24 protein-coding genes are annotated in these 21,761 nt (G+C 64.3%); 14 read left to right on the top strand and 10 right to left on the bottom strand.

The features are described 5' to 3' along the window. Nucleotides 1-119: 119 nt before the first annotated feature. Complete coding sequence (locus BKA03_RS13655) at nt 120-695, bottom strand: hypothetical protein (protein ID WP_152649587.1); 576 nt, start codon at nt 693-695, stop codon at nt 120-122. A 252-nt stretch (nt 696-947) separates the two neighbouring features. On the opposite strand from BKA03_RS13655, the gene BKA03_RS13650 reads away from it, so the two are divergent. The 3 genes from BKA03_RS13650 (at nt 948) to BKA03_RS13640 (ending at nt 2,088) form a co-directional block, all read left to right on the top strand. Then, nucleotides 948-1,475: a hypothetical protein gene (locus BKA03_RS13650; protein ID WP_062075547.1), complete on the top strand. Its 528-nt coding sequence runs from the start codon at nt 948-950 to the stop codon at nt 1,473-1,475. A gap of 179 nt (nt 1,476-1,654) precedes the next feature. Continuing rightward, nucleotides 1,655-1,894 (top strand): hypothetical protein, encoded by a 240-nt coding sequence (locus tag BKA03_RS13645; protein ID WP_062075548.1) that lies wholly within the window; start codon nt 1,655-1,657, stop codon nt 1,892-1,894. Further along, nucleotides 1,882-2,088, top strand: coding sequence for a 3'-5' exonuclease (locus tag BKA03_RS13640; RefSeq protein ID WP_179398106.1), 207 nt, complete (start codon nt 1,882-1,884; stop codon nt 2,086-2,088). Before BKA03_RS13645 ends, BKA03_RS13640 begins: the two co-directional genes overlap by 13 nt. Nucleotides 2,089-2,332: 244 nt before the next feature. Here BKA03_RS13640 and BKA03_RS15015 read toward each other — a convergent pair whose 3' ends face one another. Together BKA03_RS15015 and BKA03_RS13630 are read right to left on the bottom strand one after the other, a co-directional pair. Further along, on the bottom strand, nt 2,333-2,824 hold the full coding sequence (locus BKA03_RS15015; protein ID WP_062075550.1) for an excalibur calcium-binding domain-containing protein: 492 nt from the start codon (nt 2,822-2,824) through the stop codon (nt 2,333-2,335). Nucleotides 2,825-2,877: 53 nt separating this feature from the next. Next, on the bottom strand, nt 2,878-4,347 hold the full coding sequence (locus tag BKA03_RS13630; RefSeq protein WP_083971776.1) for a GmrSD restriction endonuclease domain-containing protein: 1,470 nt from the start codon (nt 4,345-4,347) through the stop codon (nt 2,878-2,880). Nucleotides 4,348-4,515: 168 nt separating this feature from the next. Between BKA03_RS13630 and BKA03_RS13625 the strand changes: the two genes are divergently transcribed. Together BKA03_RS13625 and BKA03_RS13620 are read left to right on the top strand one after the other, a co-directional pair. Further along, nucleotides 4,516-4,743, top strand: a complete 228-nt coding sequence (locus BKA03_RS13625) for a hypothetical protein (protein ID WP_062075551.1) — start codon at nt 4,516-4,518, stop codon at nt 4,741-4,743. Nucleotides 4,744-5,026: 283 nt separating this feature from the next. Further along, the gene (locus BKA03_RS13620; protein WP_062075552.1) at nt 5,027-6,796 is read left to right on the top strand and encodes an AAA family ATPase; all 1,770 of its coding nucleotides are present in this window, start codon (nt 5,027-5,029) and stop codon (nt 6,794-6,796) included. A 1,059-nt stretch (nt 6,797-7,855) separates the two neighbouring features. On the opposite strand, the gene BKA03_RS13615 is transcribed toward BKA03_RS13620, so the two are convergent. Further along, complete coding sequence (locus BKA03_RS13615) at nt 7,856-9,727, bottom strand: DUF2075 domain-containing protein (RefSeq protein ID WP_062075553.1); 1,872 nt, start codon at nt 9,725-9,727, stop codon at nt 7,856-7,858. A gap of 141 nt (nt 9,728-9,868) precedes the next feature. On the opposite strand from BKA03_RS13615, the gene BKA03_RS13610 reads away from it, so the two are divergent. Next, nucleotides 9,869-10,225: a nucleotide pyrophosphohydrolase gene (locus BKA03_RS13610; RefSeq protein WP_062075577.1), complete on the top strand. Its 357-nt coding sequence runs from the start codon at nt 9,869-9,871 to the stop codon at nt 10,223-10,225. Between the two features lie 1,252 nt (nt 10,226-11,477). Here the strand turns inward: BKA03_RS13610 and BKA03_RS13605 are convergent. The 3 genes from BKA03_RS13605 to BKA03_RS13595 are packed head-to-tail and all read right to left on the bottom strand — an operon-like array spanning nt 11,478 to nt 13,388. Beyond that, nucleotides 11,478-11,963, bottom strand: a complete 486-nt coding sequence (locus tag BKA03_RS13605; RefSeq protein WP_062075555.1) for an endonuclease NucS domain-containing protein — start codon at nt 11,961-11,963, stop codon at nt 11,478-11,480. A 10-nt stretch (nt 11,964-11,973) separates the two neighbouring features. Continuing rightward, nucleotides 11,974-12,396: a DUF8426 domain-containing protein gene (locus tag BKA03_RS13600; RefSeq protein ID WP_062075556.1), complete on the bottom strand. Its 423-nt coding sequence runs from the start codon at nt 12,394-12,396 to the stop codon at nt 11,974-11,976. An 8-nt stretch (nt 12,397-12,404) separates the two neighbouring features. Then, nucleotides 12,405-13,388, bottom strand: a complete 984-nt coding sequence (locus tag BKA03_RS13595) for a hypothetical protein (RefSeq protein ID WP_152649588.1) — start codon at nt 13,386-13,388, stop codon at nt 12,405-12,407. A 76-nt stretch (nt 13,389-13,464) separates the two neighbouring features. Between BKA03_RS13595 and BKA03_RS13590 the strand changes: the two genes are divergently transcribed. Both BKA03_RS13590 and BKA03_RS13585 read left to right on the top strand, forming a co-directional pair. Then, on the top strand, nt 13,465-14,154 hold the full coding sequence (locus tag BKA03_RS13590) for a DUF429 domain-containing protein (protein ID WP_062075558.1): 690 nt from the start codon (nt 13,465-13,467) through the stop codon (nt 14,152-14,154). 45 nt (nt 14,155-14,199) lie between these two features. Beyond that, nucleotides 14,200-15,021 carry a hypothetical protein gene (locus tag BKA03_RS13585; protein ID WP_152649589.1) on the top strand — a complete coding sequence of 274 codons (822 nt, stop codon included), beginning with the start codon at nt 14,200-14,202 and terminating at the stop codon, nt 15,019-15,021. A gap of 64 nt (nt 15,022-15,085) precedes the next feature. Here the strand turns inward: BKA03_RS13585 and BKA03_RS13580 are convergent, their stop codons facing one another. Continuing rightward, the gene (locus BKA03_RS13580) at nt 15,086-15,820 is read right to left on the bottom strand and encodes an NYN domain-containing protein (RefSeq protein WP_062075560.1); all 735 of its coding nucleotides are present in this window, start codon (nt 15,818-15,820) and stop codon (nt 15,086-15,088) included. Between the two features lie 133 nt (nt 15,821-15,953). On the opposite strand from BKA03_RS13580, the gene BKA03_RS13575 reads away from it, so the two are divergent. Beyond that, entirely contained in the window at nt 15,954-16,475 is a 522-nt protein-coding gene (locus BKA03_RS13575; RefSeq protein WP_152649590.1) for a hypothetical protein, read from the top strand. 108 nt (nt 16,476-16,583) lie between these two features. Continuing rightward, nucleotides 16,584-17,450, top strand: coding sequence for a DUF8757 domain-containing protein (locus BKA03_RS13570; protein ID WP_152649591.1), 867 nt, complete (start codon nt 16,584-16,586; stop codon nt 17,448-17,450). Here the strand turns inward: BKA03_RS13570 and BKA03_RS13565 are convergent, their stop codons facing one another. Next, entirely contained in the window at nt 17,451-17,888 is a 438-nt protein-coding gene (locus tag BKA03_RS13565; RefSeq protein WP_062075563.1) for a DUF488 domain-containing protein, read from the bottom strand. A gap of 311 nt (nt 17,889-18,199) precedes the next feature. On the opposite strand from BKA03_RS13565, the gene BKA03_RS13560 reads away from it, so the two are divergent. Beyond that, nucleotides 18,200-18,532, top strand: a complete 333-nt coding sequence (locus BKA03_RS13560; RefSeq protein WP_062075564.1) for a ribbon-helix-helix protein, CopG family — start codon at nt 18,200-18,202, stop codon at nt 18,530-18,532. Nucleotides 18,533-18,801: 269 nt separating this feature from the next. Next, nucleotides 18,802-19,269: a nucleotidyltransferase domain-containing protein gene (locus tag BKA03_RS13555; protein ID WP_062075565.1), complete on the top strand. Its 468-nt coding sequence runs from the start codon at nt 18,802-18,804 to the stop codon at nt 19,267-19,269. Between the two features lie 306 nt (nt 19,270-19,575). Here BKA03_RS13555 and BKA03_RS13550 read toward each other — a convergent pair whose 3' ends face one another. Continuing rightward, nucleotides 19,576-19,947 carry a hypothetical protein gene (locus tag BKA03_RS13550; RefSeq protein ID WP_062075566.1) on the bottom strand — a complete coding sequence of 124 codons (372 nt, stop codon included), beginning with the start codon at nt 19,945-19,947 and terminating at the stop codon, nt 19,576-19,578. A 188-nt stretch (nt 19,948-20,135) separates the two neighbouring features. Between BKA03_RS13550 and BKA03_RS13545 the strand changes: the two genes are divergently transcribed. Both BKA03_RS13545 and BKA03_RS13540 read left to right on the top strand, forming a co-directional pair. Further along, nucleotides 20,136-20,468: a hypothetical protein gene (locus BKA03_RS13545; protein WP_062075567.1), complete on the top strand. Its 333-nt coding sequence runs from the start codon at nt 20,136-20,138 to the stop codon at nt 20,466-20,468. A 46-nt stretch (nt 20,469-20,514) separates the two neighbouring features. Next, nucleotides 20,515-21,591, top strand: coding sequence for an ImmA/IrrE family metallo-endopeptidase (locus tag BKA03_RS13540; RefSeq protein WP_062075568.1), 1,077 nt, complete (start codon nt 20,515-20,517; stop codon nt 21,589-21,591). Nucleotides 21,592-21,761 lie beyond the last annotated feature (170 nt).

Below are 21,761 nucleotides of genomic sequence, written 5' to 3'. Positions count from 1 at the left end.
CCCACTGACATCGTGTCGACTGCCCGGGCCGGATCTGTGGACACGCAGCATGTGCACCTCATCGACGCGGCCGACGCTGAAGTGGTCCCGGATGCGGCCGCCGGCGCGCTCGAGAACCGCTACGCGGCGAGACCCAGCCGGGTGCGCAGGGGGACGGTGCGCGGGTTGGCATCAACGGGCGCCAGTGCGTACGTCTCCCGCGTGGCCGACGCTGCCGCGACTATTGCGGCAGCGCCCAGGACCCTCCGCGGGCGGTCCAGCCAGGTGACATGCGCGGCGGCGGCGGTCAGCTCGCTGGAGGTCTGGAGGGGCAGGCACGCGACGGTGGTGGAGACGCCGGCATCGGCCAAGGCGCGGACTGAACTGCGCAAGATGTGAGATCCGCTGGCGATCACCACCTCGCTGTAGCGGCTCGCGATGAAGCTCGCGTCCTCGAGCGCGCTGCACAGCGCCAGGTCCGCGCCGTGACGGCCTCCCCGCACCATGAGGCGCGCGGAGGGGGCGAGTGCCTTGACGGTGAACGCCCAGTCGGGCGCGACCGCGATGACCAGATGGTCCGTGTCCTCGCGGAATCCCACGGCGCGGAGCGACTCGACGATCGCGAACTCCCAACACGCCGCACTGGCGTTGGCCGGGTGACAGCCGAGGAGGTTTTGAGCATCCACGGCGATGAGGTGGCGGCGAGTGGAGTACATGGCGATCACCCTTCGTTGGGCTTGACCCGGGCCGGCCGCCTCGGGCTTCGTGTAACGAAACAATAACAAACGAATAACGGAAGCACAACGACGGGATGGGGGTGGAGCGAGTTTTCGCGCCATTGGCGGCTGGCCGCTCGTACTCGAATCAACACCGTAGGCGCGGGAATCTGTGGACAACTCCGGCAGCGCCGTGCACGTGGGTGAAGATGGACTGGCGCTCGCGTGGACGCGCGGCAGGGAGGGGCGTGGATGCTCCACATGTTCTCCGACGAATCAAAGGCGCGGGGCTATATCACCGCGGCGGTCGTCGTGCCTGCGGGATCGGTGGCACGCGTCCGCTCCATGTGTTCGACGTGGGCCATGCCTGGGTCACGCAGGTTCCATGCGCAGAAGGAGAGCGCCGGGCGGAGGCGGTTCGCGCTGGCTTCGCTTGTCTCTGCAGCGGGCGCAGTTCAAGTGGTCATCGTTGAATCCGACCGGGGTCAGCATGACCTCAGCGCTCGTGGCGCGCATGTGCTCGCCCTGGCGGACTGGGCTGGCAAAGCCGGGGTGTCGCGGTGGGTCATTGAACGCGACGAGTCGGTCCTGGGGGCCGATCGGCACCTCCTGAGTGCGGCACGCGCGGCCGACGGAGCAGGCAGTTTCGAGTACGTGCACCTACATGCGGCTCAAGACCCAGTCCTGTGGGCCGCGGACCTCGTGGCGTGGGCGTGGGCGCACGGTGGTGAATACCGGGCCGGGATTGATCCGCTCGTGGCGGCGCGCATCCGAGTGTAGAAAGCGCGAAACCCGGCTCGCCCACCGTCCGGAGGGCTGCCGGGTCCACTTCTCAGGGCTATTGCCCATCGCCCTTCAAGTTTCCGCCGCGCTGGCTCGCTCGTCAAGTGCCGGGGCCCGATCGGTGGACACGGCCCGGCCTCGCGCTAGCCTCGGGAGTGCCGAGGGAGGGCACCCACATGAGCGGCTTCGCAGTCATCGATCTGGAGACCACCGGGTTCGCCTACAACGCGAACGACCGCGTGTGCGATTTGCGTCTGCTCGTGGGCCCCGACGGCCGCCGCGAGGACTCCTGGACCACCCTCATCAACCCCCAAAGAGACCTGGGTGCGCAACACATCCACCGCATCGACGCGCTCGCTTGCTTTGACGCCGTGCGCGCATCGCGCCCGTCTTCGCCGACGTGGTGGGAGACCTGACGGACCTGCTGGCGGGGCGCGTCGTCGTGGCTCACAACAGTGCGTTCGACGCATCGTTCCTGGTAGCCGAGTATGCGCGCGCCGGGTGGCCGCTGGGACTGACGCAAGACATGACGCTCTGCACGATGCGCCTGGCGGGGCAGTTTGGGGCGCCCGCGAAGCTGGGGGCGTGTTGCGCGCACGGTGGCTTGTAACAAACGCCGGCGTGGAATTGACCGATGCCCACGCCGCCCTGGCCGACGCCGAGGCCACGGCCGCGCTGCTGGCCGCGTATATGCGCGCGTCGGGCGAGCGGCGGATGTGGGACGAGTGGCTGGCGTTCGGGGAGACGATCGAGTGGCCAGCCCCGCCGCGGCTGGGGACGGCGCCGGTGTGGCGCAGTTGTCCCGTGGTTCGTGAATCGTTGCGTGCGGTCTCAGTGGACTCGCACCTGCGCCGTCAGAACTCGCAGACGACGCCGTCGCCGTCAGCGTCTCGGTACCAGTCGTATTCCGGGTCAACACCCTTGACGTAGTTGCCATATCCGGCGGGGATAGCGTCCTTGCAGTATTTGAATTTCGGATCCAATGCGGGGGCAACGGCCGGTGCGGGCTCAGGCTCGGCGGCAACGGGAGCGGCGGCAACGGGAGCGGCGGGTGCTGGCTCAACTACGGGGCCGGGTTCCGTCGTCGTGGGCGCCGGTGAAGGCGACGGCGACGGTTCAGCAGCAGGCTCCTCCGACGGGGGCTCGCTTTCAACCGCAGTCGGTGTCGTGATCGTCTCGACGAATCCCGCTGGCTGCGTCGTCTCGTTGGAGGTGTCGGTGTCCTCACATCCGGCGAGCGCGGTGGCCAGCATTGGCAAAGCGATGAGCATCGCCATGGCGTGCCGCCTCACGGCCTTCACCGTCCGGTCGCCCGACCCGGCCTGATCCTTGTGCTGCCTCTTCATTGTGTCCCCTCATGGATTGTCATGCTGTCGATTCTCAGGCTCTGTGTGCCGCTCTAGTACTCGCAGACGATGCCGTCGCCGTCTGCGTCTCGGTACCAGTCGTATTCCGGGTCGACGCCCTTGACGTAGTTGCCATATCCGGCGGGGATCGCGTCTTTGCAATACGGAAAACGTGGATCTAGGTCAACGGCAACGACCGGCGCAGGGGCGGGAGCAACAACAGGTGCCGGAGCGGGCGCGGGCGCTGGCGCTGGGGCCGACGTCGTGGGTGCAGGTGCAGGCGCTGGGGCCGACGTCGTGGGCGCGGGCCCGCCCGTGTTGCTCGCGATGATGGGTTGGGTTCCGAAGTCCGGAAGAGCCTGGTTGGGGCACTTGTCGAGCACCCTGACCATGGCGTCGAGCTCGGCCTGAGTGACCCACACGCTGTACTTGGTTTTCACCGCGACCTGTCGTGCGACGTAGGTGCACCGGTAGTCCTTGTTGGAGGGCAGCCACGTCGCGGTGTCGCCGTCGCCCTTTTGGCGGTTTGCGCTTGCGTCTACCGGTTCCACGTTCAAGGGGTCATTGGCGAACGCGACTCGCTGTGCGAATTGCCACGATGCTGCACCCTTTTGCCAGGCATCGGAAAGTGCGACCATGTGATCGATGTCGACCTCGCTCGCGCCGCCGTACTCGAAGCGGATCGTGGTGCCGGTGTAGGGGTCTTGCAGATCCCCGGAGAGCACCTTGCACGAGCCGCTCATTGTCTTGTTGGTCAGACGCAGCTTCAGTTCGTCGTTGCGGGTGTCGCATCCATTGCGGTCGATGTCCACCCAGCCACTGCCGAATTGCTCGCGCGTGTATCCGGTCTTGGGGGCGCGGCCCTTGACCGTCAGCTCCAGGGCGGCTGCCATCGCGGTGCCGTTGGTTGCGGAGTCGCCCGCCGGAACGGCCGACGCGGTAGGGCTGGGAGTCGCGGAGGCCGACGGGCCGGGCGAAGTCCCTGCCGATGCTGCCTCAGAACTGGGAGCGCTTGGGGTCTCCGATGCGGAGACGACCGGGGTTTGCGCCTGTGCGTCGGCGTCGGGCGTAGCGGAGGGTGCTGCCGCCGCCATCACGCCCAGAGAGGCGATAAAGAACGGCACGGCGGCAGCGGTTGCGAGCACTTTCTTCCAAGGCCGCTGGTCTTGCCTGAACCAAAAGAGCCAGACGCCGGGGACCACGAAGAGGCAGAGGCCCACGACGATCACGGGCCACGAGGTGAGCCACGGATGCGACGAGACGAGCTTTCGCGTCGTGATGACCGGCCCGGACTTGGCGCGCACAACGACGGGCGTTTGCGTGCGAAAGCGCTCCGTCCAGGTGGTGCCATCCCAGTAGCGGAGCTCTGTGGGCTTGCTCGGATCGGGCGGAAACCACCCGGCGGTGGCTACCGGCCCTGCTTGGGTGTGGAAGCGCTCGGTCCACGCGTTGCCGTCCCAATACCGCAGCTCTGTGGGCGCGCTCGGGTCAGGTGGAAACCACCCCGCCGCAGCGTTGCTCATTGTTGTCCCTCAGACTCACAGTGCCGTGTTCACGCTAGCGCGTGCCTATAGGCACGCCATAGGAACTGTGAGGTAGGGAACACCGTTGGGGGTTCGCGGGAGGCTCTTGCGCGAGTGGTCGACGCGGTGTGCGCCGACGACTAGCTCACGCACCAGGAGCGGGCGCTCGTGATCCAGCTGGCAAGGCTGCTGGACTTGCGCGACCTGGAGGTCGAGGCGCTGCTTGCTCGGGCCGAGGGGTTGGTGTCGCGCGTGGTAACTGAAGTGGAGCTGAAGCCGGGGGACCTGGTGGTGCTCACGGGGATGTCGGAGGCTCGCAAGCGGGATCTGACCGCGATGGCTGGGGCGCGGGGCTTGGTCGTGTGGCCCGCTGCGAAGCGGGGGTGGAGGCGGTGATTGCTCAGGACCCTGGGAGCGGGCCGGGCAAGGCGCGGAAGGCTCGGGAGTCCGGGATCCCGGTGGTGGGGGAAGGGGTGCGCGTAGTTCGAGAACACACGGCTGTGACTCGAGATAGTTGAACTATCGTGTCTCGCGACCTTCACGAATAAATGGTGGCGAGAAGCGGATGGCCGTGTGGATTGGCTTGCCGATTGTCGTGAGGGTGCGCGAAGGCTACTCTCAAGGAGAATGCCCTGCGCATCCAGCACGGTCATTGTGAAGTAGAAGGTGGGGCGTGCTAATGCATTGGCGTATCGAGGACTTCAAGGGGCTTGCCTCTGGTGAATTGGAACTTGCGGCGGGCACCGTGACTGTTCTCGCGGGAGCCAATAGCAGTGGAAAGTCTTCGCTGCTGCAGTCTCTGTTGCTGACGGCGCAAAGTGTCTACCAGGAAGGACCTGTGGTCCTGAATGGATCGCTGACACGGCTGGGGGAGGCCTCCGACCTCGTGCGCAACGGGGCCGAGACCACGCGGATCGCGATCCGGTTCCAGGGTTCCTCCGATTCGCATTGGGACGAGACTGTCGAACTGCCGATCGAGGAGGCAGTGCCCGAGTACCTGGCAGAACTCGAGTTGCGTCCCGATGGTAACGGTGGCGCCATGGTGCTTAACGAAGTCCGCGTCCTAAGGGAAGACTTGCCCGACAGTGTGCTGAAACTGAGCAAAGTGAACGCACGTGCGGGTGACGTGGCACAAGTGGCGAAAATCATAAAGAACAAATCGGCCGAAATACTCCATGTCAAATCTCTCATGGGAAGCCCCGAACGACCCTTGCGCACCTATGTCGCGTTTGTCGGCCTGATTCCTATTGCGCTCGTGAAACTTGAGACGGAAGCTCAAATCGAAACGCGGTACCGGACGAGGTTGATGTCCGCGCTTCGAGAAAGTACCCAAGGATTATCGGAGAACGGCATCAAAACGGTTGCAAACGTCCCGACTCCAGAACTCGTCTCGGCCTCACGTGAGATATGGTACGCGATGCGTATTCGCGGGAATGATCGGGAGTTTCAGAATGTGCTCCAATCAAGTCTGTCGCGATCGCAGGGAGCTCTTGTTCCCCAGCTGATGGCGCTAACCGCGACTGAACGGCCAAGGTTTGTGGACGCCTTCGCAAATCATCGTGCGCGCCGCCACTATATTCACATTCCGATCCGCAACCGTGAAGCGAAGCGTGGCTGGGCTACGTTTTCGGTTGAATCGGGATTGCTCGAGCATGGCCTTGCGGCTCGCAACGACGAGAGTTTGAAGGCGCTCTCGGCCATTGCTGACGAGTTTGAACACCTTGGAGCGCGTGTCCAATATCTTGGTCCACTTCGGGATGAACCGCGGGTGGTTTGGACTCAATGGAATGAGGAGGCCCGCGGCCTTCCAGTTGGCGCGCGCGGAGAGTTCAGCGCCGCGGTGCTTTCGCGGAGGGCCCAGCGAGCAGTGCGATACGTGAGTCCTCAAGGAGTGCCAGTAACGACTTCGCTCAACGACGCCGTGGACAGTTGGCTTGCCCATCTGCAGATCGGTGAAGCGGTTGCAACAAGGAGTCGAGGAAAGCTGGGGGTCGGTGTTGAAGTCCGCGTGGGCGGCAAGTTGCGAGACCTAACATCAGTAGGCGTCGGTGTTAGCCAAGCCCTTCCGCTGATCGTCGCGTTTCTATCTGTTCCGGACGACAGTGTCTTTATTGTCGAGCAACCCGAACTCCACCTGCATCCCGCGGTCCAGGCACGGCTCGCAGACTTCATGATCACTTCACGCCCCCAACTGTGCGTGGTCATTGAAACCCACAGCGAGTCGTTCTTGACCCGCGTTCGCCGGAGAGCAGCGGAAGGCACTCTCGACCCGGCACGTGTCCGGGTAACGTTCGTCGAAGGCTCAGACGAAGGAGCGCGCACGAGGGTACTAGAACTAAGCAAGAGCGGGGACCTTTCGGACTGGCCCCGTGGTTTCCTATCAGGCGCAGACGACGACACGGGCGCAATCTTGCGGGAAAACCTGCGGCGTGCCGGCGCTGACAGATGACCACTTTGGGACTGGAGTACATCTTCGACCCCGAGTTGATCGTCCCCTCGGAGACGGCAAAGTCCAGCATCGCGTTTTGGGCGCGACTCTGGAGGCGAGTCGAAGACCGCCAGCCGCGACTGGGCGCGGCCTCCCTGGAGGGACTCCTTGAACTCTGGGAGGATCCTCCCTCTCACGAGGTGATCGCCCCTGCGGACTTTCAGAAGTTGATCGGTCGGTTGGCAAGCCGCGCGATTGAGCGAGGGTCACCCGGACACGTTGTGTGCGCCGCGCACTGGTTGCCCGCGTATAAACCGTCACTAGGCCATGAGGAGAACCCTGCGCGGCTATTGCGAGACCTATCAGGTGTACCTTTCGGAAATGCCGTTTTTGTTTCAACGGTCGAAGAATGCTGGACTGATCTGGACGCAGTGCCCTCCTGTCAGGCCTGCGTAGGGCAGCGGGTCTACTTGGACCTGCCGGGCGGACCGACAGCAGTCAACATAATGCGAGCAGAATTTCTTCGTACTAGCCACGGTGACCCAAAGGAGATTTCAAACGCGGCGCTGGTGCTCTTTCCGCATCTCGTCTTCTCGGATGTTGCTTGGGTTGGACTCAGCACACTGACTGGCGACAAGAGAGAACTAACAGTGAGCCTAGTTCGGGACCTAGGCGTTTTGAATGATCACGCGTGCGCCATTTGGGAGCAGACGGTTCAGAATCATGAGCGTATTCAGTTGATGAAGACTTTCGATGTCGTGGCGTCTCCTGAAGGTACAAAGACACACCGTTCGCCGCGGCTAATGAGTCAGAGAGATTCTCTCTTCTCGGGCGTGTCTCGGAGATGTGAGTGGCACACCAAACTCTCACCGTCGATAAATCGCATCCACTTTGCGGTTGAAGGCCGAATTGTCTACATTGGCAAGATTGTGGACCATCTGGATACGGCTTAGGCGCGACGCCGTTGTTGGACTGAGTCGAAATGTGACGCGTTGAAAGGGGCTGCAGATCACCGTCGAGCGATCATTTTCAGCGGGGTTGCCGTCTAGCGTCACACCGTGCACGACTCCCCTATTCTCGCTAGCCGACTTGCTCTCGAAGGTACGCGAGCGTCTCGTCGTCCGTCGAGTACAACGCCGTGCCGATCATGCCCCGGGTGAGCAGCACCTTGTAGACGTGCCGCACCAGCCGGTCGAAGTCCGCATCGCTCACCGCGTTGCGGTTGCGGAAGTCGGGGTCCTTGTTGAGCTCGCGTCGGCTCACCCACACGCCATCGCGCACCACAAGGTCTGGCCCGAAGATCACGCCATTCCAGTCGTACTCAAAGCCCTGCGCCGTGTAGACACAGCCAACCTGACCGAACCCACCGTCCTCTGTGGCCCAGAGCGCGGACGTGGGAGCATCGCCAATGCGGCGATCGGATTTGGAGTTCCACGGCCGCGACCAGTCGCCGATCTGGACGTCGGGTACCAGGGCGTCGCCTTCGGCGTTCGACCACTTCCAGCAATACCCTGCTGTCATACGAGCCGAGTAACCCTCGTCGATCTTCTCGGCAAGGCGGGCCTCAAGATCCCCGACGGAGTCCGCGACCTCAACAGTGAATGACTCCTCGTTGGTCCAGTGGGGGGTAGCGCCTTCGCGCAGCCCCAGCAGATGTAGGACCCACGCGACGTAGGCGGCGCTGCCGCCCGCCCGGTATTGAGCACCTAGGTCCACCTGGCGAACCTGGAAACCACGGGACGCCGCGTGGGCCTTGATCTCCGCCACGGTACCCATCTCGCCAGGACGCACTACTTGATACTCGTCGAGCAGGAAGACCGGCACTCGGGCGACGTCAAGGAGCTCCTCCACCTGAGCACGGGCGGTCTCTCGAAGAAGCTTGGACGTGTAGCGGTTGACCGACTTCTCGCGGATGCGGTGCGCCTCGTCCAGGACCACGACGTCGAGGCCGTTCTTCTCGGCATCCATGAAACTGTTGAAGTACTTGAACAGTTGCTTGGTTTGTGGGGATCGGTGACCCGCCACCTTCCGTAGCGTCTCGGTGAAGGATCGCGACCCCGTTGCGTGAAGCACCGTCCGGCCCTTGCGCGCCAACTCGCCGAGCAGAGAAAGGGCAATCACGCTCTTTCCGGAACCAGGGCCACCCGTCACGATGATGACTTCTTTGGAGTCCGCAGACCTGGCGGTCTCCACGGCCCTCATTACTAACTCGAACGCGACCCTCTGTTCGTCGAGCAACACGAACTGCTCGCGATCACGGATCTCGTCCGCTGCGAGCTTGAGTAGTTGCTTCGAGGGAGCAACCGCGGATCCTATGAACGCGTCGGCGGCGGCACTTCCACTTTGGGGTGAGAGCCGGCTTCGCAGGAACGCAACGAACTCACCCCGACGCTCGCCCGTGTACATGCGTCCGTCGTCGCTCGGGGGGAGGGCCCACAGGTCCGCGACACCCGCATCGACCGCGTTGTGGAGGAAGGCTGCGCCGACGAGAGCGTCGGTTTTGCCGTCGAGGACCCTCAGGAAGTCTCGGTAATAGCGCGCGTACCCGCCAACCTGCAGCGCCGGATGGAGCACCGGGTTGTACGAGACGCCGTCGACATCGACGAGGGTTTCGGAGTCCTCGTGTCGGTGAGCCTTTGTCCATTGCTTGAGCTCAACGACGACATAAGACGGCTGGCCGGTGCGGGGATGAACACCCGCAAGGACTACGTCGGATCGTTTGCTGCTCAGCGGCAGACCGTGCTCGAGAATGACTTCAACGCCCATGAGTCCCGCGTCTGTGAGGACATGAACAAGTGGCGGAATGCTGTTGCGCCACGATGCCGACTCCTTGGCGTTTGGCACTCCGGCACCTCGAAACCTCCAGAGGTCGGCGAGGGCGCGCTCGACCGGCGAGAAGTCCCCCGTCGCGTAGGCGGCGAGAGTGGCGGCGCTGTGCCGAACAACCTGCATGGATTTTCCCCTGGCAGCACGAAGTGATCGTGCGGAGGGGGCATATCCAGACATCGGAAGCCCGTCGGACCGCTATGGCAAGCACTCTATCTGTGCGGACTGACCGCGACGGGAGTCGGTGTGTTGTGGGAGAGTCGGCGCATGGATAACTCGGACTCGATTGCGGCGCTTACGGCAGACATCAGGGAGTTCGCGCGCGAGCGTGACTGGGAGCAGTTTCACGATCCGAAGTCGCTGATTCTTGCGTTGGTTGGCGAGGTCGGGGAGCTTGCTGAACTCCTTCAGTGGGTGCCTGCCGCAGAGGCGGTCGAGGTGTTTTCTGAACCTGCGCGGCGGGCGCGTGCTGGGGAGGAAATCAGCGATGTGTTGATCTATCTGCTGCGGTTGGCCGACGTATTGGGGGTTGATGTTGGTACTGCGGCGGTCGCGAAGTTAGGGGACTCAAGGATGAGGTTCCCAACCGATGAGGTTGAGGGCATCGCGCCCGAGCGGCCTTGACGTGATGTCCCCAAGCACGGCTCGTGGCGTTCTTGCGCGCCGAAATATTCTGATTTCGTCGAATCGACGTACAAAACGGTCGCCTACTGTCGGGAAACCAAGAGTCCTGAGTATTGCCGATTCCTGACTCGTGGATGGACAAACTCGTTCGTAGGTGTCAACCTGGGTTTGTATATTTGGATGAATCGCGGTGGTTGTGCGTGAAATGGGGGGAATGCGATGAAGCCAGTAGGAATAGCTTCTGCTCCGCACAATGCAGGCTGTGAACGCGCCGCATTGCCGGACTGCGTATGCCGTTGTCACGGAGCGGGGCACCAGATCGACCTCTTGCGACGGGCCGCCACATGCGACTCTCGGGAGAATCTCGAAGAGTTGCAACGCGACCTTGAGCGTGTTTATGGGGGTTTCCATACGGGTCCGCGCGATGTAGCAACTCCTACGCGACGCGGGAGGCGTCTTCCGTCGGCGCAAATCGCGGAAGAGATGTCGCTGGATATCCGAGGGGGCGCGACGTGGTACGAAACTCTGATACTTGATGAGGCCCTGCATGCGGCAATGATCGATGTTGCACGGTCCAGCGTCGCAGCAGGTCCTGAGGCTCGGCGTTTACGCGGTGCCTTCATCGACGCCATGACATCTGAGGCGGTGGCGATTATCTCAATCGATCAAGTACCCGTTGGGAAAGCGGCGCCGCATGTCTGGTGCAGCATCATAAGTGAGATTGCCCACGCCCAATCTTCGGACGATCAGGACGACGAAGCGGATGCGGCCCGGTTCTCGTGGATCTGTTATCCCCGACAGTCGCGTGCCTCGATTCCAGTTGCGCTCGCAGGCGTCCGGGACGCGGGCCTTGACCACGTACGCCGCGTCCTTGAGAGCTTTGCCGAAAGGTCAGAAGTAGAGACGACCGCACTCGTGCACCTCACGGGCATGGCCACGTGCGCGAACCTTTGGCGGCATCCTTCTGTGGTGAAGGAGTGCGTGATTCCGTTCGCCTCGAGTGCGGCCGCTTGGCCTCCACACGAGACAAGCGTCGTAGCAACGAGGTTGGCAATCGATGCACTCGGACGACGTTGGAATCGGAAGCAACACTGGTGAATCTGCCGAATTGGACGACGAAGTACGCAGGCGCAGGTCGCTCGTGGCTCTCGCCGCTGCGTGAATCGGACTGGCGCGGGGGTGCAAGGAACGGCACCAGGCTTTCGTTGTAGGTGCCGACCCAGGCTCGACGGTTCTTTCGTAGACCCGACGACTACTCCCCAATAAGCCTGAACTTCACCTCGTACCTCATGTAACTCACATGGGGCACTTGCTGCAACGCGCGCTTGAGCTTCAAAGAATCCTCCAGCCCGATCACCACCCCACGCACGGCCTTGGTCGGCGCCAACTCGGAGACGTAGCCCATGTAGCGCAAGACCTGACCGACCACAACGTCGTCCAGGCGGCCTCGCTTGAGTTCCACGACCAGCATCTCAGAGCCGTCTTTGCTGCACGCCAAGATATCGAGTGGGCCAGTGTCGGTCTGATACTGACGGCCCACCACTTCGCCGTGTTCGTCGGTGTAGATGTCGTACTTGCGTCCAAGCTCCGTCCTGGACCAGTTGGAGACGAGGAAGTCTTCCAAGTGGCGCTCGAGGGCGAAAGAAACCTCGTCATCGATCTCCGCTTCCGGGGTAGCCGACGTGGGGCGTTGCGCCACCCTCGCGGCGATCTCGTCCGCGTAGTCGTCGAGCACCACGACCGTGCCGCTACTTCCGAGTGTTCTGCGGAGTGCGTCGCTCAGCGAGGACCGCTCTAGCGTGTCTGGGAGCCACGTGACGGGTCGCCTGTGTGACAACTCCGTGCCCCGGGGTGAACGTGTAGGGCCCCGTGACGCGGGCTACACGATAGCTGCTTTGGCCTGTGGGCACGAGGATCACGTCACCTTCGGACACGGTGTAACCAAGGGTCCACGTCATGCCGCACGCGAGGCCCGCTGTCACGTTGGACTCGATGTGATCCGTCTCTTTCAAGGTCGGGATGAACCGCTTGTTGAACTCGCGCCAGTCGTCAGCGAACTGTCCGGTCAGGTCAATATTGATCATCCAGCCGGTGCCGACGTAGTTATTGGCGAGGGCGTCCGCGAGGTAGGCGGCGTCCTTGCCGACCGAGACGCGGAAGTAGCGGGTCATGGGCCAACCTATCCGGCGAGCGGGACGAGGCGTTCGCGCCTACGGCTATCGAATCCGGCGGCCGTGTCGGAACTGAAGGCGCCGCACTTGTTACCCAGGAGCGCGGCTGTGGCTGTCTGGATCGCCGCCGTCTTTGGTCGCAGACCTTCGACGATGACCCCGCTTGAGTCGACTTCCACATAGCCCAACTCAAACAGAGCATCGCACCCGAGGACACACGCGAGCATCGCGACCTTGGAGAACTCGCGGCGCTCCGCGTCCGATAGCGATGCTCGCGGCGCTATGTGGGCCGCTACCAGCAGTTCCTTGGGCAAGGTCCGGCCGCACAGGTCGCACGGCGCTTCCAGGCGTCCGTTCAGGAGGCCTCCCCTCAACGTTCCCTGTTCCACCCGGACCTTGACCATCGCCGCGCGATCGGTCGGATCGGCCACAGGGCCGGAGGCGGCGTAGCCCTGGGGCTCTGGCTCCCAGATCGCATCCACGGTGACGCCCATGGCGCGGAGGAGGGTCCGCGCAACCGCGGCGTCAAGCCGTGCAATGTAGGCATGTTTTGCTACACCGTTCTTGTCGAGGGGCGTGCTGGTGCCGGGCCCGTAGCCGATGATCTCCGCGAAGCGGGCCCTCGGCATGGAGGCGTCGGAGCGCAACGGGGCCAAGTCGACGCGGAGGCCCCAGTCGCCCTCGCCGGGCCGGGCCGCGTAGTTGGCGGGCCTACGACACTCCCAGGGGTGCGACGTCACCAGGCTTACCGCGCGAATTGTAGAGTTGGCGTGATGGATCACGATGTCATTGGGCTGCAGGCGCGTGATCGCCTCTCGTTGCGCGTCCCAAATGCCATTGCGGTCGCGGCACGTCCAGAGCAAGCCCAAGTTGAAGACCTTGTTGAAGTTGCGGCTCTGACTCACCCACCAGTACCTGCGCACCGCGGCTTCGTCAATTTGGTCGGTGTCAGTCGCCACTTCGGTAGGTGGCTCGCTCGTCGTTGAACTCATAGTGACACGGTAGTCATGCGCGCAAGCGAGCGTCGTGGCGGTTGCCCCCGTCACACCCCTCTGCCAGGCTCGGCACATGACAGTGCTGGGGCTGGACGGGTGCAAGGGCGGCTGGATCGCCATCGCCGTCGACGACTCGGGATACGTTGACACCTTCGTAGCGCCCACCGTGGCCGCCGCCGAAAGCGTCGGCGTGGAGCGTTGGGGCATCGAAGCCATGGTAATCGACATCCCCATCGGCATTCCGGACACGGGGCCTCGGCTGGCCGATGTCGAGGCTCGGCGGTTCATTAAACCCCGCCACAACAGCGTGTTCCCCACGCCAGTGCGTGCGGCGCTCGAGGCACCCGACTACAACGCGGCGCGCATCGCCTCCCTCTCGGCGAGCGGCAAGAGCCTGTCCAAGCAGGCGTGGGCGATCAGCGACAAGATCCGGAAAGTTGACGCCTGGGTGCGCGGCGCGCAGGTAACGGCCTGCGAGGGTCATCCCGAGGTGAGCTTCCGCGCCATGGCAGGCGAGCCCATCGAGCACTACAAGAAGACGCTGAGCGGGGCGATGCTGCGCTGGCAGTTGCTTGGGGGTGAGGGGATCGAACTACCCGGATCGCTGGACGCGAAGGCGTTCCGTGGTGTGGATCTCGATGACGTCCATGACGCTGCCGCGATGGCTTGGACGGCGAGGCGGGTGGCGCGTGGGGAAGCCGTGTCGCTGCCCGCCGAGCCCGAGGTATTCTCCGATGGCTGGCAAAGCGCGATTTGGTTCTAGGGGGGCGAGGCCGAGGTGGATAGGCGACGAAGGACCGTGGCAGGCGTGCGACGTGATCGCGAACAATTGCGGAACGGGCGCGAGCGCCGGACGCTCAAGATCGTGCGAACGTTCGGCCTCACAAACTGGGAAGCTCTCGGCGCGCTGGGAGTCGCGTCGGGTGCGATCGCTGCGGCACTCCCCGCGATTTGGGCTTGGTCGGCTACTCGTAGTTTGAACCAGACGCTAGCGTTTGCGGCTCAACTTGACGCTTTGAGTGCCCTACGTGGACTCGCGCCAATTGGGCTCGCTTCGGTGTTCTTCGGAACGGCTATCGGCGGAGTTCTCCTCAATTTCTCGGCGTGGCCGATGACTCGCGGCGGTGGGATCATTCAGTCCGCGACTGTTGGCAAGAGCCTCACAGCCACGGGTGTCGCGGCTCTACTCGCGATCGTCGTGGGACTGGTGTCGTTGGTCGTGCCCTGGGAGCCAGCGGCCGCAACCGGTGCATGGTCGATCCTGATTGTCGCGCTCGTGCCCGCCGCCGCCTATTTCGCGTTGCGCGGCCGGAAAGGCGGCAGAGTCACCGTGGCACGGGGCGCCACGATTGTGGTGTTCCTCGCGATCGTTCTCTCGGCGCTCCTTGGTCTGGCTCAAGCCCTGCGACCGGTGCCGCTTGTCTCCCTGACTTTCGAAGGCGGCGATCCTGAAGTGGTGTATTTGGTTCGCTCGGAGGGTGGCGTGACATGGTTCCTGCGCCCTACCGGTTCTGATGCGATCCTCGTCGCCGATCGTTTGGTGATGGATGCCGACATGCGACCGGTCACCGAGCTCCACGTTTGCCGAGTAGCGCCCACTTACGGAGAGTACGTTTGCGACTTGCCGTAGGCCACTGGGCAAGACTCCGAGTGCTATCTGCTTCTAGCGTCTGGAGCCGACCCCAGCATCGGCGCTACTTGCGCGCCGCACGTCGCACGAACGCGCTCGGCTGCTTCCCTTCGCCGGACTTGCGTGAGGTCACGTCATACGACGGATGCGCGACCATCAGGTCCCTCAGCTTGCCGTAGCCCCACGTGCGGGTGTCAAAGTCGGACGCAAGTCGCGACAGATTGGAACCCACGACGCCGAGGTGCGCCCAGCCGTCGTCGCCCGCGGCGGTGTCCACGGCCTCGGACAAGAGCTTGTCGAGCGCCGGGTCCTTCTTGAAGGTGGGAGTCGCCGTCGGTGGGGGTGCGGCCTCCGCCACAGCCAGGTTCTCCACGTAGACGAACATGGTGCACGCCGCCACAAAGGGTTTGGGCGTCTTGCGTTGACCGAAGCCGTAGGCCATCAGGCCCTGCTCGCGGATCCGCGCCGCCAGCCGCGTGAAGTCGCTGTCGCTCGACACCAGGCAGAAGCCGTCCACCGTTCCGCCGTGGAGCAGGTCCATCGCATCGATGATCAGCGCGCTGTCGGTGGAGTTCTTGCCGGTCGTGTAGCTGAACTGCTGGATGGGCTGCACCGAGTGCGCGAGCAGCTCCGGCTTCCACTTGGCCAGCTGCGTCGACGTCCAGTCGCCGTAGGCCCTGCGCACGGTCGCGGTGCCGTACTTCGCGATCTCGACGAGCAGGCGCTCAAGATGCTGTGCGCTCGCATTGTCGGCGTCGATCAAGACGGCTAAGCGGGCCTCATGCGTGGGTTTTGCCATGAGAACACTGTGTCACCGATCGTCGGGGTGGCGACCATGGAGCGTGGTCACGGTGTCAAGATCACTCGGGCGCGCTGGGGCTGATGCGGCTACGCTCGGGCGAGAGACTTACGGGTGTTCTTGGGGGGACCACATGCTTCATCGTGATGCCATGGTGGGGGTTCGGCCCCTGCGCCGCCGTCAAGGCGTCGTCGCCGCGCTGTGCCTGATCCTCGCAGTCGCGGGGTGCGAGGGACCACCCGCCGGGGCCAAGGACACCGTTCAACGTCTGGCCGCGCTTGATATCGTGACGTCCCCGCCGCCGCAAGGGGTCCAGGTGGCACACGCCGAGGACTTGGGTCTGGACGGAACCATGGCGTTCAACCCCCCGACCGTCACGGTTGTCTACGCGACGAGCGCGTCGGTCCAAGAAGTCAACGACTTCTACATCTCCGCGTTTCCGGCTTATGGCTTCGGGGAGGGGTATGACGGGGGCCCGTCCCCACACATGGAGGGCAAAGACTTCTCAGGTGGCGACGAGATCTACTTCGACATCCGCATGAGCCAGGGCGCTCCGGACTACGGGGTCAACGGCGGCCCGACACCGGGCCCAACGCCCGTAGGGGCCGACCTCTACGTCATCGTCGAGGCGATCTGGTTTCCGTCGCAAGGATAGGACGCACAGCCGCCCCATGGCCCGTCGTCCACCAGCAGGTAGTTGCCCTCTGCAGCACCTTTCCACAGGCCCTGGCAGAACGGTAAGGGCGGGGAGTAGCGTCGGCCCATGGGGGATTGGGAGAGACGTAGCGTCGTAGGGCGAGCGCCGTACGTGCCCGCGCGCGACCATGAGGACGTTGCGACCGTGCTGGTCACGGTGAAGGCATACCCGGCGATCGGCAAGAAGAATGGCGAAGCGGTGTGCGTCGCCGGGGTGCGGCTCGACAGTGACATTCCCGAGTGGATTCGGCTCTTTCCCGTGGGGTTCAGAGACCTCCCTGCCGACAAGAAGTTTGACAAATACCAGGTGGTACGCCTGAAGGTCGCCCGGCCAACGTCGGACCGGCGCCCAGAGAGTCGAACACCCGACCTGGGGTCGCTTGTCTTGGGAGAACAGGTGGGCACCAAGAAGGGGTGGGCCGCCAGGGCTGCACTCATGTCGCCGCTCATCGGCGCGACCACCACCTGTGAGTTGCTCGCTGGGGCCCAACGCCAGGGTGGCTCGGCGCCTTCTCTGGGCCTCATCAAGCCCAAGGTCTTGGGGTTCACGGTTGAGGCAAATCCCGACTACCACCCGATTGCGGGAGGGCCCATCACGGTGGACCTTTTTGGGCACGAGAAGGACCTGCTGGAACAGTCACCCGTCGTCGCCAAGTTCCGGTACAAGTGCGAGGCGAAGAGTTGCAATGGGCACGGCCAAAGCCTGATCGACTGGGAGTCTGGCCGGCTCGCGAGGCGCAACAGGGGGCTAGGGGTCGCCGCGATGCTGAGGCTTCACCGCGAGCGGTTCCTCGACGAAATGTGCGGGCCGGGCCGCGACACTCACTTCTACGTGGGCAACATGCACCAGCACCCAACGGACTTCTTGGTCTTGGGGGTTTGGTCGCCTCCCGGTACCGCAGCGCGGCAGGGCCTGCTCGAACTCAAGCCCTGACTAGGCCGCGAGACGTGCCGCGTTGAGCGCGTGCAGTACCTCGGTGCGGTGGCAGCAGCGGCCGTCGGCCTCGAAGCAGACGAGCACCACGCCGTCGTGGGCGCCTAGCGCGCGCACCTGGTTCAGGGCCTCGGCGGCGGCGTCGGTCGCCAGGACCTCCGATGTGTATCGCGCGCGAGCCGCCGCCCCTTGGGGGCCGGAAGCGTCGGCGAAGGCTGCGCGATTGTCCCGAGGGTTGCCTAGGGCGGGGAGGTGAAGGTAGTCGAGGCCGGCATCGGCGACCGCCTGTGCGAGAGCGCGCTTGGAGAAGCCGGCCTTGCGGGAGATGGGGTTGAGGCGTACGTCCACGATCCACGCCGCGCCCATGGCGCGAGCGAACTCGACAAGATCCGCGACCGTGCGTCCCTCGTATCCCCAGCCGGTGATGCCGCTACCCATGTGACTTCCTCCGTCGGAATGCCTGAACGCGTCTTCACTGACACTACCTGGGCGTCGGGCTCGGCCCGCCCCGAGAGAGGCGGCCGGCTATCCCGCTCACGCGGGAAGAGGTCCCCTGGACCCCTTGTCACCGACCGCTTCCAGTGTAGTTCCGGAGCGTCGGCGTACGGCGGGCGCGAGTTGGGCACGTCCCCGCTTCCTCAATTGCGGTGGACACAATACCGAACGCGAGGGACACTGGGCCTTGTCGATCACGCCGGCCGACGCCACGGCCAAGGCCGCCGGATATGACCACTAGAAGGGAGCCCCTGATGACCCCCAGCCGAGACACCGAGGCTGCCCGCTTCGCCGCCGAACCCGAAGCCTGGGGCGAGCCCCAAGGGCGCTTGACCGGTGCCGAAGCCGCGTCACGCGGTCGCGCCCTGCTCGAGGCCGCTGGCGTCGATGTCGCCGCCGTCGAACGCCGCGTCGGCCGCCCGCGCATCGGCGGCAAGGCGGGGCGCAAGGGAGAGCGCAGCGCACGCGTCAACGTCGCGGTGACCGACGCGCAGGCCGCGATCATCGACGGGCTCGCGGGCCAGGGGCGCACCCGCAGCGACATCGTGCGCGAGGCTCTCGACGAGTACCTCGCGGCGCGAGCGTGAGCGGGCGCGCGCCAACTCGCCGTTGACTATCGGCATTCTGGATATTGAACTCCGTCATATGAGAACACCGGCGTCTCCGCTCGCCGTTTGGTCTCCTCGCCCGTGTCGCCGGGTCCTGCCTGTGCATGTTTTGGCAATTGATTAACGTGTTAACCAATCCCGAGGAGCAACCAACCCTTAGGACACGCGGCGCGCACCGCGCGATGGTGGCGTGGGTACGCAACCCGCGACTCGGTGCCTCCGAAAATAGGACATGCTATAGTCGTGCCATGGAGTCTCTCGCGTCGGTCGCCGAGCGGTGCGACGCTGCGGTAGAAACTGCCCGCGCCGAACTCGTCACTGCCGTGCGCCGCGCCTACGCACAGGGCATGACCCAGGCCGAGATTGCCGGTCAGATCGGGCGCAGCCAGCCCGAGGTGAATCGACTGCTGCGCTTCCACGGCTCAAGCTCCCGCGCCCGAGCCCTGCGGGACCATTCGACTCGCATTCGCGCCGCGATCAGAGACGCGGGCGGAGCCAGGGTGCGCGTCTTCGGATCCACGGCCAACGGCACAGACCGGCCGGACTCCGACGTAGACCTGCTATTCGACATGCGCAAGCCGCTGAGCCTCATGCAGTTGTCCACTCTCGAACGCGAACTCTCGGGGCTTATCGGCGCCCGCGTCGACCTTGTGCCCGAGTCCTCGATCCGCCCCGACTTGCGCGAACGCATCCTCCAGCAGGCCGTGCCGCTGTGAGTCGCACTGCGCGCGAACGCCTCGCAGACGCCACACTGCACCTCGATGCGGCGATGGCTTACGCCGCCGACGGCGCCTTCGGCGACAAGACGATCGACGCCATCTGCATGAGGATATCGGCGGGAATCGAAGCACTCAGCGCGCTGTCCCCGAGCCGTCGCGCTGAACTCATCCCCACACCTAACGATGGTGCGTTTGCGCGGCCCACGAGCGGCGCGCGCGTACCTGGACGGCCTACCGGACGCGCACCAGGCGACGATGCCCTAGGCCATGCCGCGCGACGTCACGGTTTCATTCGCGGTTCGGCTACCGCTCCCACGCCGCCTTGAACGGCACGCGCAGTTTGGGTAGCTGGGGGTCGAAGAACACCAGACCACGTTCCTCGGCGATGCGCGCGATGCGCGGCACCGCCGTTGCCGCCGAACCGAACGTCAGGACCGTGTCGAAGAGGCTTCCCGCAGCCTCACCCTCCAGCGGAAGGTATTTCCACGGAGTGCCAGCCATGGGGTCTCCGGGGAGGCCAGGCCACTCTCGCTTCAGCGCCGCCACGAAGTCGCGCAGCGTCTCTGTGGGTTCTACCCGCGGGTGTGCCTCCCGGTAGAGGCGCTGTTCAATCTTGGCCGCTTCGAGACTCGAGGCTGGCCGCGCGCCGTCCCAGACGTTGATGTAGTAGCCCATGACGCGACGATAGTGACCACCGGGGGTCCGAAAGGCTCTGACGCTGAGGAGGCTGTGGAGGAGCGTCAAGCGTCGTCGCCTGGGGACGACTTCTCTGCCTGTCCGGGCAAGACCCCCAACGTTCTGATCCGTAGTCACTTTTCAACTTTGACCTTTACCAATACGGTAAACGCCAGTACGCTGGTCAGATGGAGGTGGGTTATGAAGATCCGCGTTTCGAGACGTTTCTTCGCGACGAACGTGCGCTGAGGAGGGCCCACGGGGCGGAGGTCGTCAAGAGGTTAGCGATCCGCCTCACGGCCATCCGTGAGTCCAGCAACCTGGCCGAATTGCACCTCTTGCCCGGACGGACGCATCCGCTCAGCGGCAACCGGGCCGGGCGTTTCGCTATGGACCTCCCCAATGGCCGACGACTCGAGTTTCGCCCCACGCCTCCGGTGCCTTCCAAGCCCGACGGCGGCATCGACCTGACGAAGGTCACCAGCATCACGCTCATCGAGATTTCCGATCACTACACGTGACCCACTCCCTTCCCACGTGCCCCGAATCCGCCCTGAGGAACACACCATGACCGCCACATTTCCTGATCACCTCGTAGCCTCCCCAGGCGCCGTCCTGGAGGAGTGGCTCGACGAGCGACGCATGTCGCAGCGCGAGTTTGCCGACCGCACCTCCAAGTCAGAGAAGTTCATCAGCCAACTCATCAACGCCAAGGCGTCACTCACCGCCGACACGGCCCATGACCTAGAACTCGTCACCGGGGTCAGTGCGGACACCTGGCTGCGCATGGAGGGCTCGTACCGAGCGATGCTGAGGCGGCGCCAAGCCATCGACGCGGCGGGCGCAGCTGATTCCCCTGTCGAGGCGGTGTTGTTGAAGTTTCTTCGCGACGCCGGGATTGTCACCGCTCCGGCGCGGGCCAAGGGCGAACAGGTCGTCCAGGTATTCAGCCTGCTCGGCGTGAGCTCGACCGATGGACTGGCTCGGCTGACGAGGCGGCACTCGGCGGCATTCCGGGTGTCGACCTCGTTCACGCCCGATCCCGTGGCCACCGAGGTGATGATCGCGCTGGCTCAACGCCAAGGCGTCATGATCGTAAGAGGGTCATTCGACCCGGAGGCGATGCTGGCCAACCTGCCGGCGCTGAGGGCTCTCACCCGAAGCGCGCCTGCGCAGGGAGCGCTTGAGGCGAGAGAACTACTCGCGTCGGCCGGGGTCGCACTGGTGTTCTTGCCCAACGTGCCCAAGGCGCACTGCAATGGGGTGACGCTCTGGGGTCCCGGCGGGCCCGTCGTCGCGATCACGGACCGGGGCAGGCGCGAGGACATCTTCTGGTTCACGCTCTTCCATGAGTTGTCGCACGTGCTCGACGGCCAACGCGATGCGATCTATCTGGAGGGTCCGAGTGGCGCCGAAAAGCCCGAGGCGGAACGCCGGGCCGACGAGTTCGCGACGGAATTGCTCGTGCCACGGGCGCAAGAACACCTGTTGGCGCAGATCGAATCCTTCGATGATCTGGCGCTTGTGGCCCGGCAGCTGGGCGTCGGAGAGGGTGTCGTCATCGGGCAACTCCACCATCGCGAACTCAAATTGCCGTCGTGGGGGCAGCGCCGACTCGCGAAGGTAGTTGTCGCGGGGGCATAGGGGCATAGGGGCGTAACGGCGGCGTACTGCGGGTGAGAGTTGGACACGCCCCCGCCTTCCCAATTGCGGTGGACACAATACCGAACGCGGAGGAGACTCGGCCTTGTCGATCACGCCAGCCGACACCACGGCCAAGGCCGCCGGATATGACCACTAGAAGGGAGCCCCTG

Origin of the sequence: Demequina lutea (genome assembly GCF_013409005.1) — a bacterium.
Taxonomy (GTDB): domain Bacteria; phylum Actinomycetota; class Actinomycetes; order Actinomycetales; family Demequinaceae; genus Demequina; species Demequina lutea.
Note: the sequence above shows the minus strand (reverse complement) of the source record. Positions and strands in the feature narration are given on the sequence as shown.